15 protein-coding genes are annotated in these 15,030 nt (G+C 60.9%); 9 read left to right on the forward strand and 6 right to left on the reverse strand.

Annotated elements, in window-relative coordinates; translation table 11 throughout:
- Both ctaD and coxB read right to left on the reverse strand, forming a co-directional pair.
- Positions 1-1,658 (reverse strand): cytochrome c oxidase subunit I (ctaD, locus tag PMI03_RS30275; RefSeq protein WP_007703618.1); only part of this gene is annotated, 1,658 nt, incomplete at its 3' end.
- Positions 1,659-1,673: 15 nt separating this feature from the next.
- Positions 1,674-2,564: a cytochrome c oxidase subunit II gene (gene coxB, locus PMI03_RS30280; protein ID WP_007703623.1), complete on the reverse strand. Its 891-nt coding sequence runs from the start codon at positions 2,562-2,564 to the stop codon at positions 1,674-1,676.
- Between the two features lie 338 nt (positions 2,565-2,902).
- Between coxB and PMI03_RS30285 the strand changes: the two genes are divergently transcribed.
- Together PMI03_RS30285 and tldD are read left to right on the forward strand one after the other, a co-directional pair.
- The gene (locus tag PMI03_RS30285; RefSeq protein ID WP_007703628.1) at positions 2,903-3,514 is read left to right on the forward strand and encodes an invasion associated locus B family protein; all 612 of its coding nucleotides are present in this window, start codon (positions 2,903-2,905) and stop codon (positions 3,512-3,514) included.
- 64 nt (positions 3,515-3,578) lie between these two features.
- Positions 3,579-4,994, forward strand: a complete 1,416-nt coding sequence (gene tldD / locus PMI03_RS30290) for a metalloprotease TldD (protein ID WP_007703631.1) — start codon at positions 3,579-3,581, stop codon at positions 4,992-4,994.
- A gap of 14 nt (positions 4,995-5,008) precedes the next feature.
- On the opposite strand, the gene PMI03_RS30295 is transcribed toward tldD, so the two are convergent.
- Positions 5,009-5,317 carry a hypothetical protein gene (locus PMI03_RS30295; RefSeq protein ID WP_007703634.1) on the reverse strand — a complete coding sequence of 103 codons (309 nt, stop codon included), beginning with the start codon at positions 5,315-5,317 and terminating at the stop codon, positions 5,009-5,011.
- Positions 5,318-5,427: 110 nt separating this feature from the next.
- Positions 5,428-6,717, reverse strand: a complete 1,290-nt coding sequence (locus PMI03_RS30300) for a D-alanyl-D-alanine carboxypeptidase family protein (protein ID WP_007703638.1) — start codon at positions 6,715-6,717, stop codon at positions 5,428-5,430.
- 229 nt (positions 6,718-6,946) lie between these two features.
- On the opposite strand from PMI03_RS30300, the gene PMI03_RS30305 reads away from it, so the two are divergent.
- On the forward strand, positions 6,947-8,005 hold the full coding sequence (locus tag PMI03_RS30305; protein ID WP_007703641.1) for a polysaccharide deacetylase family protein: 1,059 nt from the start codon (positions 6,947-6,949) through the stop codon (positions 8,003-8,005).
- A 4-nt stretch (positions 8,006-8,009) separates the two neighbouring features.
- Here the strand turns inward: PMI03_RS30305 and pdxH are convergent, their stop codons facing one another.
- Positions 8,010-8,630: a pyridoxamine 5'-phosphate oxidase gene (gene pdxH / locus PMI03_RS30310; protein WP_007703644.1), complete on the reverse strand. Its 621-nt coding sequence runs from the start codon at positions 8,628-8,630 to the stop codon at positions 8,010-8,012.
- A gap of 63 nt (positions 8,631-8,693) precedes the next feature.
- On the opposite strand from pdxH, the gene PMI03_RS30315 reads away from it, so the two are divergent.
- From PMI03_RS30315 to PMI03_RS30330, 4 genes are all read left to right on the forward strand, one after another.
- Entirely contained in the window at positions 8,694-9,152 is a 459-nt protein-coding gene (locus PMI03_RS30315; RefSeq protein WP_012651054.1) for an RT0821/Lpp0805 family surface protein, read from the forward strand.
- A 294-nt stretch (positions 9,153-9,446) separates the two neighbouring features.
- Positions 9,447-10,595, forward strand: a complete 1,149-nt coding sequence (locus PMI03_RS30320; protein WP_007703649.1) for a DnaJ C-terminal domain-containing protein — start codon at positions 9,447-9,449, stop codon at positions 10,593-10,595.
- A gap of 121 nt (positions 10,596-10,716) precedes the next feature.
- Positions 10,717-11,535 carry an enoyl-ACP reductase FabI gene (gene fabI / locus PMI03_RS30325; RefSeq protein WP_007703652.1) on the forward strand — a complete coding sequence of 273 codons (819 nt, stop codon included), beginning with the start codon at positions 10,717-10,719 and terminating at the stop codon, positions 11,533-11,535.
- 20 nt (positions 11,536-11,555) lie between these two features.
- Complete coding sequence (locus PMI03_RS30330) at positions 11,556-12,152, forward strand: histidine phosphatase family protein (protein WP_007703656.1); 597 nt, start codon at positions 11,556-11,558, stop codon at positions 12,150-12,152.
- A 35-nt stretch (positions 12,153-12,187) separates the two neighbouring features.
- On the opposite strand, the gene PMI03_RS30335 is transcribed toward PMI03_RS30330, so the two are convergent.
- Positions 12,188-12,448, reverse strand: a complete 261-nt coding sequence (locus tag PMI03_RS30335) for a DUF1344 domain-containing protein (RefSeq protein ID WP_007703658.1) — start codon at positions 12,446-12,448, stop codon at positions 12,188-12,190.
- A 309-nt stretch (positions 12,449-12,757) separates the two neighbouring features.
- Here PMI03_RS30335 and aroC point away from each other — a divergent pair, with 309 nt between their 5' ends.
- Together aroC and ribB are read left to right on the forward strand one after the other, a co-directional pair.
- Complete coding sequence (aroC, locus tag PMI03_RS30340; protein WP_034520542.1) at positions 12,758-13,855, forward strand: chorismate synthase; 1,098 nt, start codon at positions 12,758-12,760, stop codon at positions 13,853-13,855.
- 10 nt (positions 13,856-13,865) lie between these two features.
- Complete coding sequence (gene ribB, locus PMI03_RS30345) at positions 13,866-14,969, forward strand: 3,4-dihydroxy-2-butanone-4-phosphate synthase (protein ID WP_007703663.1); 1,104 nt, start codon at positions 13,866-13,868, stop codon at positions 14,967-14,969.
- Positions 14,970-15,030: the final 61 nt, after the last annotated feature.

Here is a 15,030-nt window from a genome sequence, read left to right on the forward strand (position 1 = left end):
GGCGGCGGCGATGACAGCTGCCACTCGAGCGTCGTCGCGCCCTCGCCCCAAGGATTGTCGCCGGCAACGCGCTTCTTGGCGAAGGCGTCATAAACGCCATAAAGGAAGATGACCACACCCACGGCTGCGACATAGGAGCCCATGGAGGAAACGAAGTTCCAGCCGGCGAACGCATCCGGATAGTCGATGTAGCGGCGCGGCATGCCGGCACGACCGAGGAAGTGCTGCGGGAAGAACACCATGTTGACGCCGATGAAGGTGACCCAGAAATGCAGGTTGCCAATCTTCTCATTGTACATGTAGCCGGTCATCTTCGGGAACCAGTAGTACCAGGCGGCGAAGATGGCGAAGACGGCGCCGAGCGACAGCACGTAATGGAAGTGTGCCACGACGTAATAGGTGTCGTGCCATACGCGGTCGAGGCCGGCATTGGCGAGCTGCACGCCGGTGACGCCACCAACCGTGAACAGGAAGATGAAGCCAATCGCCCAGATCATCGGCGTGCGGAACTCGATCGAGCCACCCCACATCGTTGCGATCCAGGAGAAGATCTTCACGCCGGTCGGAACGGCGATGACCATCGTCGCGAAGACAAAGTAACGCTGCGTGTCGAGCGACAGGCCGACCGTGTACATGTGGTGGGCCCAGACGACAAAGCCGACAGCGCCGATCGCGACCATGGCGTAGGCCATGCCGAGATAGCCGAAGATCGGCTTGCGCGAGAAGGTCGAGATGATGTGGCTGACCATGCCGAAGCCGGGCAGGATCAGGATGTAGACTTCCGGGTGACCGAAGAACCAGAACAGGTGCTGGTAAAGGATCGGATCGCCGCCGCCTTCAGGCGCGAAGAAGGTCGTGCCGAAGTTACGGTCGGTCAGCACCATGGTAATGGCGCCCGCCAGAACCGGCAGCGACAGGAGCAGCAGGAAGGCAGTGATCAGCACCGACCAGGCAAAGAGCGGCATCTTGTGCAGCGTCATGCCCGGAGCGCGCATGTTGAGGATCGTGGTGATGAAGTTGATCGCGCCGAGGATCGAGGATGCGCCGGCGATATGCAGCGCGAAGATCACCAGGTCGACCGCTGGTCCCGGATGCCCACCTATGCCTGACAATGGCGGATACATGGTCCAGCCGCCGCCCGCGCCATAAGCACCGGCCGGGCCTTCGACGAACATCGACAGGATCAGGAGCAGGAAGGCCGGAACGATCAGCCAGAAGGAGATGTTGTTCAGGCGCGGAAACGCCATGTCCGGCGCGCCGATCATGATCGGCACCATCCAGTTGGCGAAACCGCCGATCATCGCCGGCATGACCATGAAGAAGATCATGATCAGCGCATGGGCGGTGACGAAGACGTTATACATCTGCTTGCCGCCATCGATGGAAGCATCGCCCGAATAGCCATAAACCATGGAGGCCAGGCCGCTGAAGATCTGGATGCCGGGTTCCTGCAATTCCATGCGGATGGCAAGTGACAGCAGGAAGCCGATAAGGCCGGCGAAGATCGCGAAGATCAGGTAGAGAGTGCCGATGTCCTTATGGTTCGTCGAGAAAAGCCAGCGGTTTGCGAAACTGGGCTTGTGAGAGTGGTGATCGTCATGCGCGTGGGCGTCGTGATGATCGTGCGAGTGATCGTCGTGTGCCGTGGATCCAGCCATTGTCCCTAATCCCTCTTACTTCGCGACGTTTTCAGCGACATTGACGGTAGCCGGCTGATCGACGGCGGCCATCAGGGCCTTGTTCGCCTTGGTCAGATCACCGGCGGCGGTGGTCAGCCACTGCTGGTATTGATCTTGGGAGACGATGCGGATGGCGATCGGCATGAACGCATGGTCCTTGCCGCAGAGCTCGGAACACTGGCCGTAGTACAGACCTTCACGGTCGGCCTTGAACCAGGTCTCGTTCAGACGGCCCGGAACGGCGTCGATCTTAAGCCCGAAGGACGGCATGCCGAAGGAGTGGATGACATCCGTGGGTGCCGCGGTGACGAGAACGCGCACGACCTTGTTGACGGGCAGCACCAGCTCGTTGTCGACGGCGAGAAGCCGCGGATATTTAGACTTGTCTTCCTTGCCGGCCGCCGCGCGATCGGGCTCCTTCAGCATGAAGGAATCGAAAGCCAGCGGGTTATTTCCACTGTTTTCATACTCGTAGTTCCACTGCCACTGCGTCGCCGTCGCCTTGACGGTCACGTCGGGATTCTGCGGAAAGGTGAGCTGCTTGGTCAGAAGTTCAAAGGACGGAACGGCCAGGAACAGGAGAACGAGAACCGGACCCACCGTCCAGATCACCTCGATCACCGTGTTGTGGCTCGTCTTGGAGGGCACCGGATTCTTGGAGGCCCGGAACTTGACCATGACGACGATCAGAAGGACGAGCACCAGCAATGTAACCGGAATGATAAACCAAAGCGTGTATGCTTCGAACCAGCGAATTTCATGCATGTTGCCGGTCGCCGCCTCCTGCAGACCGGTTTCCCATGGTTTTGGCTGATCGGCATAGCTGCCGGTCGCAAAAAGCAGACAGGCGATAGCCGCCAGAGCTGCGTAAGCCCTCTTAATCACGATGTCTCTCCCTCCAGCGTTTGATCCCAGATCAACCTCAAACGCAGTATCCCTACAGTCCTCTGCGCTTCAAACCACAGTTTGGGGCACACCGCAACAACTCACAACATTTGTCCGTGCGGCATTTTTGCGCGAAATATACTCCCCCGACCCGTCTAAACATGACAAGCATTTCATCATCATACGAAAAATTGCATGACGGTCCATCGTATCGCCGTGACAAAATAGGATGGAGGTCGTATTTCCGCCGCACTCGATTGGAATTCAGCAGGCGGGGCTTTTCATTTGCCGGGCTGGGCTTCAACAATAGCGGCACTGATTCGAATCTAGAGGTTTCCATGGGTTTTCGTTCCCTCGCGCGGCTTTGGTTTGCCACCGCCAGCATCGCTGTCGCGGTTGCCGTGCCCGTTTCAGCGCAACAGGCACAGCCGGCGCCGCAGGCCCAACAGTTGCAACCGCAGCAGGGTCAGCAGCCGCCGACGCATACCCAGCAAGTCCCCACCACCCAGGTTCCACAACCGCCGGGTACGGTGCGCTCGAGCCATGGCGCATGGTCCGTGGTCTGCGACAAGCCGGCGGGTGCCGCCACCGAGCAGTGCGCGCTGATGCAGAATGTCATCGCCGAGGACCGGCCGGAAGTCGGCCTCTCGGTCGTCGTGCTGAAGACCGCTGATCGCAAATCGAAGATCCTGCGCGTGCTCGCCCCGCTCGGCGTTCTGCTGCCGAACGGCCTTGGCCTCAACATTGATGGCAAGGATATCGGCCGCGCCTATTTCGTCCGCTGCTTCTCCGACGGCTGCTATGCCGAAGTGGTGCTTGAGGACGAATTGCTGAAGACGCTGCGCAGCGGTGCCACGGCGACCTTCATCGTCTTCCAATCGCCGGAAGAAGGCATCGGCATTCCCGTCGACCTCAAGGGCTTTGCCGACGGCTACGACGCGCTTCCGTAAGTCGGCAGGGCTTGCCCTCTCGTCGTGCGACGCCTACATCGGCTCTGAACGGAGCACCTGACCCATGAATACCGATCTGCTTACCCTGTTCGATGCCGACGAAACCAAGCTGCGCGCCATCGTCGCAGAGGCGCTTGCCGGCGCCGACGACGGCGAGCTTTTCGTCGAGCATGTCCAGGCGGAATCGCTGACCTTCGACAACGGGCGGATGAAGGGCGGCAGCTTCAACACCGAACAGGGTTTTGGCCTGCGCGCCGTCGCCGGCGAAGCGGTCGGTTATGCTCATGCGGGCGATCTTTCGGAAGCGGCACTGAAGCGCGCCGCCGACGCGGTGCGTGCGGTTACCTCCGGTTATGCCGGCTCCTATGCAGCGGCGCCCCAGCGCACCAATAAAGTGCTCTATAGCGACGAGAACCCGATCGGAGCGCCGAGCTTCGAGGACAAGGCGAAGCTCCTGCAGCAGATCGACAGCTATCTGCGCGACAAGGACGGCAAGGTGCGTCAGGTGACGGCCTCCGTCGCCGCGAGCTGGCAGGTGGTCGATATTCTTCGCGCCGACGGCCATCGCGTCCGTGACATCAGGCCGATGACCCGCATCAACATCTCCGTCATGGTCGGCGATGGCGACCGGCAGGAATCCGGCTCCTTCGGCACCGGCGGCCGCGTCGGCTTCGGCGATTTCGTCACGGAAGAGAACTGGCGCCGTGGTGCCGACGAGGCGCTGCGCCAGGCGCTCGTCAATCTCGAAGCGATCGATGCGCCGGCCGGCACGATGGATGTCGTTCTCGGCTCCGGCTGGCCGGGCGTCATGCTGCACGAAGCCGTCGGCCACGGGCTGGAAGGCGATTTCAACCGCAAGAAGACCTCGGCCTTTGCCGGACTTTTGGGCCAGATGGTCGCCGCGCCCGGCGTCACCGTCGTCGATGACGGCACGATCGAAAACCGCCGCGGCTCGATCACGGTCGACGACGAAGGCACACCTTCGGCCTACAATGTCCTGATCGAGAATGGCAAGCTGGTCGGCTACATGCAGGACCGGCAGAATGCCCGCTTGATGGGCATGAAGGCGACCGGCAACGGTCGCCGCCAAGGCTATGCCCACACACCGATGCCGCGCATGACCAACACCTATATGCTCGGCGGCGACAAGACGCCGGAAGAAATCATCGCTTCGGTAAAGAAGGGCGTCTATGCCGTTTCCTTCGGCGGCGGCCAGGTGGATATCACCTCCGGCAAGTTCGTCTTCGGTTGCACGGAGGCCTATCTGATCGAGAACGGCAAGGTCGGCGCGCCGATCAAGGGCGCCATGCTGATCGGCAACGGCCCGGACGCCATGAAGCGGGTCTCGATGATCGGTAACGACATGAAACTCGACACCGGCATCGGCAATTGCGGCAAGGCCGGTCAATGGGTCCCCGTCGGCGTCGGCCAGCCGCATCTCAGGATGGATCAGGTCACGGTCGGCGGGACGAAGACGTAAGACCTGTCTGCCGCTCACCCCTCCTCCGGACGAAAGCGCCATTTCCGCTCCACGGCGGCGGCTAGATCCAGACCGTTGCGGTGGGCGAAGAGCAGGATATGGCCGAGCACGTCGGCCGTTTCGTCCGCCAGCGCGGTCGCCAGCTCCTCATCCGTCATGCCCTTACGCCTGCCACGGCCGGTCTTCTTGTTCCAGATCTGGGTAAGCTCGCCCACCTCTTCCTGCAGTTTGAGCACGAACCAATCGTCGTCGCGCTCGACGCCATTGGCAGCGGCGTAAGTGGCGGAGGCTTTTTCGAATTGCTGGATCAGGTCGGAAAGCATCGATATCGTTCCCTGTATGTTCCAGACATCAGTGAACGATTCTTCCCCAAATGTCGAGACGGCGGAGCTTGCGCCCCGCCGTCTCGATCGTTCCAGATTTTGATTTTCGATCAGCTCTTGTGCGGCAGAAGCAGGCAGTCGAAATCGTTGCGCTTCAGCGCGGCGCAGGCGGAATTCGCATCGTCACGGCTGCCGAAACCGACGAAACGGGCGCGGTAGACGGTTCCGCTGCCCTTGCCTACGGCTTCGGTATAGGGCGAGGCATTGGCGAGCGCATTGCCGGCTTTGGATTGGGCCGCGGAGAGCAGGTCCTTGGCCGCCTGCGCGGTCGGGGTCGCGGCGATCTGCACCTGCCAGCGGCCAGTCGCCGGCTTGCCGGCATTCAGGATCTCATCCATTGCCACCGGGCGATCCATCGGCACGGTAACGTTCGGGACGGCCGCATAGGCGAGCGGTGCGGATACCGGAGCGGTGTCCGTACGCTTGCGGGTCGTTGCCGTGGTCTGCGTGTCGACCTCCATGGCAACATCGTTCGAGGCGGAAGCCACTTCGACCTGCTTGACCTTGCCGCCGCCGATGCTCGCCACAAGGCGCGATGTCGAGCTGGATGCGGCCTTTGGCACGTAGCGATCGAGAAGCGAAGCCATCAGCGCGTCGCGGCCACGGGCCGTCGCGCCACCCATGACAACGCCGATGACGCGGCGATTGCCGTGGCGCACGGCGCTGACAAGGTTGAAGCCGGACGCATTGGTGTAGCCGGTCTTGATGCCGTCCATGCCTTCATAGCGATACATTAAATTGTTGTGGCCGCGAACGCGCTGGCCGCGGTAAGTGAAGCCGGTCTGCGAGAACAGCCGGTATTCCTGGGGGTAATTGTTGATGAGCGCGACGGCCAGCGTCGACATATCCCGGGCGGTGGTCACCTGCTGCATGTTCGGCAGGCCCGAAGCGTTCATGAAAACGGTGCGGCGCATGCCGATTTCGCGAGCCTTCTGCGTCATCAGGCGGGCAAAGCCGCTTTCGCTGCCACCCAGCGCTTCCGCCATCGCGGCGGCGGCATCGTTGGCGGACTTGATGATCATGCCGTCGACGGCCTCGCGCACGGTGACAGTACCGCCGGGCTTCAGGCCGAGTTTGGTCGGGGGCTTGCCGGCGGCATTGCTCGAAACCGGTATCTTGCTGTTCCAGCTCAGCTTGCCGCGATTAATTGCCTCGAACGTCATATAGAGCGTCATCATCTTGGTCAGCGACGCCGGATGATTGAGATCATCGGCGTTGCTCGAAGCAAGCACCGCGCCTGTCTTCGCATCCATGATGAAATAGGCGCTGCCCGCAAAGCTTGCGACGGGCGCACCCAGAAGCACGACGGCCGCAGAGAGGGCCATCAGAAATTTTTTCATATTCGTCCCCAAACGAAACAAATGCCAATACACCGCGTCAACCCATTGTGCGCTTTTGCGACAGAAGCCTGATATTCGGTGCGATATTGAGGCAACACCCTCAAGAGATTCCCAATTTTGCCTTTGCTGGTAAAATAACGGTTAACATATTGAAAATATGGCGCAGATTCAGCAAGGATTAACGGCACTCGGGCTACAGCATGGGTCTTCGTCAACCGGGTCAATCCCCATGGAGCAGGCCATCAGAGACCGTCTCAAGCGCGCCGCGATCTCCGGCGGGCTGGAAACCGCCACAATTCTGAAAAGCCTCGGGCTGATGCGCGACGCCGCCGGCCTCGGCGTGATCTTCACCCTGCATCATGTCCGTCCGCCGCAGCCCCACCGCTTTGCGCCGAACGCACATCTGGAAATTTCACCCGAATTCCTCGATCGCGCGCTGACCCGGTTGAAACGGGACGGCTACGATTTCATCGCTCTCGATGCGCTACCGGAGCGAATGGCAAGCAAGGGTGACAGGCAGCCCTTTGCAGCCTTCACCCTTGATGACGGCAATCGCGACAATTTCGACCATGCACTACCGGTCTTTGCCCGCCACGGAGTCCCCTTCACGGTCTTTGTCGCCCAGGGGCTGTCTGAGCGGACGCATAGCCTATGGTGGGAAACACTGGCCGAGCTGCTTAACCGGCTGGACCGGCTGACATTCGATTTCGGTACAGGTGCGGAGAGCTTCGCTCTTAATAGAGCCAGTCAACGGCAAACCGTATTCGCACGCTTCGCGGCCTATGTTCATGGCCACAACGAGACGGAAGCCGTCGGCCGGATCGACGCGCTTGCGCGCCAGAACGGCATCGAGCCGCTCGATCTCGTGCTCGCGTCGATCATGGACCGGACGGAGTTGAAGCGGCTTGCTGCGTATCCGCTCGCCTCGCTCGGCGCCCATACGGTGAGCCACCGGGCGCTTGCCCGGCTGCCTGAAGCGGAAGCGGCGGCGGAAATGTCGCTGTCGGCGGATTATGTTGCCGAGATCATCGGTCGACGGCCGGCGGCAATCGCCTATCCTTACGGTACGACTGAAGCGGCCTCACCGCGCGAGGCCCGGCTTGCGGCGGAGCTCGGCTTTGCGGTCGGCGTTACGACCCGGCCCGGGACGATTGCTGCCGCAAATGCTGCCGCCACCACCCTCCTGCCCCGGCTATCTCTCAACGGCCATTATCAGAAAGAACGCTACGCCTCGGCGCTTGCCTCCGGCATCCCCATGCGGCTGATGGGGCGCCGGGCGCCGGCATAATCGGTTACGGATACATCCGCACCTTTTCCCAGGCGCCTTCCGGCACCTCGCGGCGGAATTCGACGCGGTCATGCAGACGGAATGGACGATCGTGCCAGAATTCGATCGACAGCGGCCTGATGCGGAAACCAGACCAATGCGGCGGGCGCGGAATGTCGCCGAGGGCATAGCGCGCGGTATATTCGGCGACCGCCTTTTCCAGCGCAAAACGGCCCTCAAGCGGGCGCGACTGTTTTGAAGCCCAGGCGCCGATGCGGCTGCCGCGAGCCCTCGTCTTGTAATACTCGTCGGCTTCCTTGTCGCTCACCACCTCAACCAGACCGCGCAGCCGTACCTGCCGTCGCAGCGACTTCCAGTGGAAGCACATGGCCGCTTTCTTCTGGGAAAGAATTTCTTGGCCTTTCTGGCTCTCGAAATTTGTATAGAATACGAATCCCTGACTATCGAAACCTTTCAGAAGGACCATGCGGACATTCGGCAATCCATCCTTATCAACCGTTGCCAGGGCAACCGCATTCGGATCATTCGGCTCAGTGGCTTCTGCTTCGCGCAGCCAGGCGGCGAAAAGCGCGAAGGGTTCATTCTGTTCGGTGAAGTCACCGCTTGTTAACTCGTTTTCCGACATATTAGCTCAAATGCTCCGCAATTCCTAAAAATCGCCAGCCCTGATGCTGGCCAAGACACTCGGGTGGAAGTCATAGCAAAGTCGACGGTTCATACAAAGCGCAAGCTTGTAAAAGGCGCAGCGATGGCGGTTGCCATTCTCTCCCTTTTCTCCCTTGGCGGCTGTGTCAGCGGCGGCATGGATATCCTGAGTTCTGCGAAGGTGGATCGAAGCGTGGCCACGGGCACGATACCGACGGCTCCCGTCACCGCCGACAGCGTTTCAGACGAGACCACCGTGCGTAATGCCGTGACCTCGGCGGATCTCCACAAACTCAATGGGCAGCCCGTTCCCTGGGCAAATGCATCGACGGGCAGCGCCGGCGTCATCGACACGATCGTCGAAAACAGCGCCTCGGGCCAAGTCTGCCGCCAGTTCCGCACCACCCGGCATTCCTATCAGGGCATCGCCAATTTTTCCGGCAGGACCTGCCTTCTCGGCCAGGGCGAATGGCAATTGCTGAGCTTCCAGCAGGCCGGCTGACCACTTCGTTCTCCTCGTTATTCCCATCAAGTGCCCCCTGGACCGGTGGACGCGATGCAATGCGCGCCGGCCGGCAGCGCCGAGGCTTAGCGAACGGCTAACCATTCCGGCAGATCGCCTGAGCAGGGCGCACCAGACGTAACAACTGATTAGCAACTGTTCCCGCAGGATCACACCACATGCGCGCTGACCCTCTTCGCGTCCGGGGACCACGGAGGGAGCGCGATCCATTCTATTGTTTCCTTTTGGGCGCCCCAACGAGACCTGGCGCCGTCCAAATCGGTGGTTGAGATGATGCGCGATCCGTACAAGCTACTTGGCGTTAAGAGGGATGCCGGACCAGACGAAATCAAGACGGCGTGGCGCAACCTGGCGAAGGCTGTCCATCCCGACCACAATATTGGCGATCCCACCGCAACGGAGCGCTTTGCCGAAATCGGCCGCGCATACGAAACGCTGAAGGATCCGCAGAAGCGGAGCCGTTACGATCAGGTAGCGCACATGGCCGAAGCCAAGGCGCAGAGCCGCGAGCAGACCATTATGCAGCAGCGCCAGGCGGCGCGAGAAGCCGAGGAGCGCGCCAAGGCAGCGCGTGCCAACGCCGAAAAGATCATGGAAGAACTCGCCCGCGCCAATGCCCGCAAGGCGCAGGCAGCTGCGACCGCCAATCCGCAGGCCGCCGGCGCGAGCGAATCGCCGGAAGATATGGTCGAGCGCATTTTTGGCGTGAAGACCGCGCAAATGGCACAGAACCAGGCTGCGGCCGATACCAGCGCCACGGAGACTGCGAAGCAACGCGACACGAACGGCGAAGCTTTCGTCGAAGAGGAACAGCTTGCGACGGGAACCGGCTCGAGCGCCGTGCGCTCCCCTTTAGGTATCCTCGGTTCGCTCGTGCGCCGCATCACCGGCGTCGCGCAGGACAAGCCTCCGGAGAAAACGCCGGAGATCGCCGCCGAGGCGACCATTACGCTCGACGACATGCTCAAGGGACAATGGATCACCGTTCCGCTCCCCGAAGGGCGGGAAGCACGCTTCCAGGCGACAACGGATATCGGCAACGGACAAGTCCTGCACCTGAAGAATCAGGGACTGAAACTGCCGGGCATGCTGCGCGGCGATGTGGCAATCACCGTCCATCTTTCCACCGACAGCCGCTTCACACTCGACGGCTTCGACGTCCGCACGACGCTTCCGGTCACCATCGAAAATGCCGTGCTCGGTTATGAGACGGAGGTCGAGGGATTGAACGGTCAGGTCCGACTGACGGTTCCCGCCTGGTCGGGTTCGGATCAAGTCATCCGAATCTCCGGCGAAGGTCTTCCGGACGGACAGGGCGGAAAAGGCGACCTGGTGGTGGAGTTGCGCCTGATGCTCTGGGAAAAGCCGGACGACAAAGTCACGGATTTGATGCGCAGCATGCGCGAGGGCTTTTTTCTGTGAAATTTCAGTGACAACCGCACCCTTTGTTACGCTCCCTAACAGTTGATGATCTTGACAATGCTTGAACAGGGGATCGGCCTATGCCATAGGCAGGTTCAATTGTAATTCAAGGGAGCATAATATGGCTCAAGCCACTGGCCTCATGGCAGGCAAGCGCGGCGTCATTCTCGGCGTTGCAAACAACCGTTCCATAGCGTGGGGCATTGCCAAGGCCTGTTCGGACGCCGGTGCCGAAATCGCATTGACCTGGCAGGGCGACGCTTTGAAGAAGCGCGTCGAGCCGCTTGCTCAGGAACTCGGCGCCTTCATGGCCGGCCATTGCGACGTCACCGAACCCGCGACGATCGACGCCGTCATCGACGCGCTGGAAGCGAAATGGGGCAAGATCGATTTCGTCGTGCATGCCATCGCCTTCTCCGACAAGGACGAACTGACCGGCCGTTACGTCGACACCAGCCGCGATAACTTCGCACGCACGATGGACATCTCGGTCTATTCCTTCACCGCCGTCGCCCAGCGCGCCGAGCGAATCATGAATGACGGCGGCTCGCTGATCACCCTCACCTATTATGGTGCGGAAAAGGTCATGCCGCATTACAACGTCATGGGTGTTGCCAAGGCCGCTCTCGAAGCGAGCGTTCGCTATCTCGCCGTCGATCTCGGCGGCCGCGGCATTCGCGTCAATGCGATTTCGGCCGGCCCGATCAAGACGCTGGCCGCTTCCGGCATCGGCGATTTCCGCTATATCCTGAAGTGGAACGAATATAATGCGCCGCTGAAGCGTGGGGTTACGATCGATGAGGTCGGCAATTCCGCACTTTACCTGCTCTCCGATCTCTCCACCGCCGTCACAGGCGAAATTCATCACGTCGATTCCGGTTACCACACCGTCGGCATGAAGGCTGTGGATGCGCCCGACATGTCGGTCCTCAAGGACTGAAGCAACAGGAAGTCTGAACCGTGCCGCCTATCCTTTATGTGATCCGCCACGGTCAGACCGACTGGAATGCCGAGCGCCGACTGCAAGGCCAGAAGGACATAGACCTCAATGCCATCGGTCGCGCGCAGGCGCGGCAGAACGGCCTTGAACTGGCCGAAATTCTCGCCTTCGAAAACCAGCCCTTCGACTTTGTTGCGAGCCCAATGCGCCGCACGCGCGAGACCATGGAGATCGCGCGAGAAGCCATGGGCCTGCCGCCCAAGAACTATCACACCGACGAGCGGCTGGTCGAAGTCTCCTTCGGTGCCTGGGAAGGCTTCACTATCAAGGAACTGAAGGCGACCGAGGCCGAACGTCTTGCCGAGCGCAATGCCGGAAAATGGGATTTCATCCCGCCCGGCGAGGATGCGGAGAGCTACGAGATTCTCTCCTGGCGCGTCGGCTCATGGCTGGCATCCGTCGACAAGCCGACCGTCTGCGTCACCCATGGCGGCGTCATCCGTTCGTTGTTCCGGCTGGTCGGCGATGTATCGAAAGAATATGCCTCGGAGGCAGAGATCCCGCAGGATCGTATCCTGAAGGTCGATCCGCAGATGAAGATCATCGGCTGGATCTAGAAGCAGCCGCGTGTTCGGCTAGCGGCTGTCAATTCTCACTGAACGATATCGAGATCGTTGATGACGCGCTTGCCGTCGACTTCGGTGTAAAAAACGTCGACCTTGACGCCGGGTTTCAGGCCGCTGAAATCGAAATCCTCCGGCGCCTGATAGTTCTTGCCGTCATCCAACGTAATGCTGAAATTCTTCGCGTCGACCTTCTTGATCGTGGACTGGACGTCGGCGCTTTCGGCAAAACCGGCAACAGGGGCAAGAAAACTTGCCGTGGCCAGGAGCGTCGCAACAAAGAAGCGCATTAGAGGGACCCTTTTATTCCATTTCAGTGCCAATTTTTGATCTGACATAGATAATACTTTGAATATGGCGGAAGTTGCCCGCAACAATGGCTTTCGCCGCCCAATTGATGAATGTATCGTCACAATCCACAGCATGGCCTAATCTTTGTTTACCATATCAGGTGCTTGGCGGGCTTTCACCCCCTCATGCTTGTGCCGTCATTGTGGAAAGAAAGATTTGCCTCGGCGGCTTTTTGGCCTATGAGTGTGCCGCAATTCCAAGAGACAAGACGCGGCCCGCCGCCGGGCCGCCGCAATCCGGTTGTTCCCATGTCGCATAATAGTTTCGGTCACCTCTTCCGCGTCACCACCTGGGGCGAAAGCCACGGGCCGGCGCTCGGCTGCGTCGTCGATGGCTGCCCTCCCGGCCTGCGCTTCAAGCTGGAAGACATCCAGGCCTGGCTCGACAAGCGCAAGCCCGGCCAGTCGCGGTTCGTGACGCAGCGGCGCGAGGACGATCTCGTCAAGGTGCTCTCCGGCGTGATGCTGGACGAGGACGGCGAGACGATGATTTCGACCGGCACGCCGATCTCCATGCTGATCGAAAATACCGACCAGCGTTCCAAGGATTACGGCGAGATCGCCCGCAGCTATCGCCCCGGCCATGCCGACTATACCTATGACGTCAAGTATGGCATTCGCGACTATCGCGGCGGCGGGCGTTCGTCGGCCCGCGAGACCGCGGCGCGTGTTGCTGCCGGCGGCATTGCCCGCCTCGTCGTGCCCGGCGTCACCGTGCGTGGCGCGCTGGTGCAGATCGGCAAGCACAAGATCAATCGCGCCAACTGGGATTGGGCACAGGTCGACCAGAACCCGTTCTTCGCCCCCGATCCAGCGATCGTACCGGTCTGGGAGGAATATCTCGACGGCATTCGCAAAGCAGGCTCCTCGATCGGCGCGGTGGTCGAGGTCATCGCCGAGGGCGTACCCGCCGGCCTTGGCGCTCCGATCTATGCCAAGCTCGACCAGGATATCGCCTCGATGCTGATGTCGATCAACGCCGTCAAGGGCGTCGAAATCGGTGAAGGCTTTGCATCCGCCGAACTGACCGGCGAGGAAAATGCCGACGAGATGCGTATGGGCAATGACGGCAATCGCATTTTCCTGTCCAACCATGCCGGCGGCATTCTGGGCGGCATTTCCACCGGCGAACCCATCGTCGCCCGCTTCGCCATCAAGCCGACCTCCTCGATCCTGACCGAACGCCAGTCGATCGACGCCGACGGCAAGAATGTCGATATCCGTACCAAGGGCCGCCATGACCCCTGCGTCGGCATCCGCGCCGTGCCGATCGGCGAAGCGATGGTTGCATGCGCCATTGCCGATCATTACCTCAGAGACCGTGGCCAGACAGGCCGGCTGAAATAAGGACTTTCTCATGCCCTATGACCAGAAGCGTGTTGTCGATGCTATCAGGGCTTTCGAAGCAGGCGAAATCGTCGTCGTCATGGACGACAATGACCGCGAAAACGAAGGCGACCTGATCGTCGCCGCCGTTCATTGCACGCCGGAAAAAATGGCCTTCATCGTTCGTCATACCTCGGGCATCGTCTGCACGCCGATGCCGCGCGAGGAGGCCAAACGCCTGAACCTCAATGCCATGGTGGCGGAAAACGATTCGGCGCATACGACCGCCTTCACCGTCTCCGTCGACTTCAAGCACGGCACGACCACCGGCATTTCCGCCGACGACCGGACGCTGACGGTGCGCAACCTCGCCAATCCGAATGTCGGCCCGACCGATTTCGTTCGTCCCGGCCATATCTTCCCGCTGATCGCCCGCGAAGGCGGCGTGCTGATGCGCTCGGGCCATACGGAAGCTGCGGTCGACCTCTGCAGGCTTGCCAATCTACCGCCGATCGGCGTCATCAGCGAACTTGTCAACGACGACGGTACGGTGACGCGCGGCCCGCAGGTGGTCGAATTCGCCGAGCAGCATGGGCTGAAGCTCGTCTCCGTCGCCGATCTCATCGCCTATCGCCAGCGCAAGGAAACGCTGATCGAACTCGGCACCAGCTTCGACATCGACACGCCGTTCGGCAAGGCACGCGCGCATACCTATTCGCTGCCCTGGGACACGATGCAGCACCTCGCCGTCGTCTTCGGCGACATCCGCGACGGCATCGACATTCCTGTCCGCCTGCATCCGGAAAGCGTCGCCGAGGACCTGTTCGGCAAACGCCGACCGGTCGATTTCTACATGAAGAAGATCGCCGACGAGGGCCGCGGGGTCATCGTCTATCTGCGCGAAGGCTCTGTCGGCGTCGGCCATTTCGACAATGGCCGTAAAGCACGCCAGGCCGAGCGCGAAAGCCATGCCGAGGCGCAGGCACGCGACAGCGAATGGCTGGAAATCGGCCTCGGCGCACAGATTCTCAAGGATCTTGGCGTCAGCTCGATCAAGCTGCTCACCAGCCGCGAACGCCACTATGTCGGCCTCGAAGGGTTCGGCATCAAGATCGCTGCGACGGAGATTTGTTGATTTCCACCCTCCCCTCGAAGGGGAGGGTCGGAGCATAGCTCTGGGGTGGGGTGATGTCTCT

Origin of the sequence: Rhizobium sp. AP16 (assembly GCF_000281735.1) — a bacterium.
Taxonomy (GTDB): domain Bacteria; phylum Pseudomonadota; class Alphaproteobacteria; order Rhizobiales; family Rhizobiaceae; genus Rhizobium; species Rhizobium rhizogenes.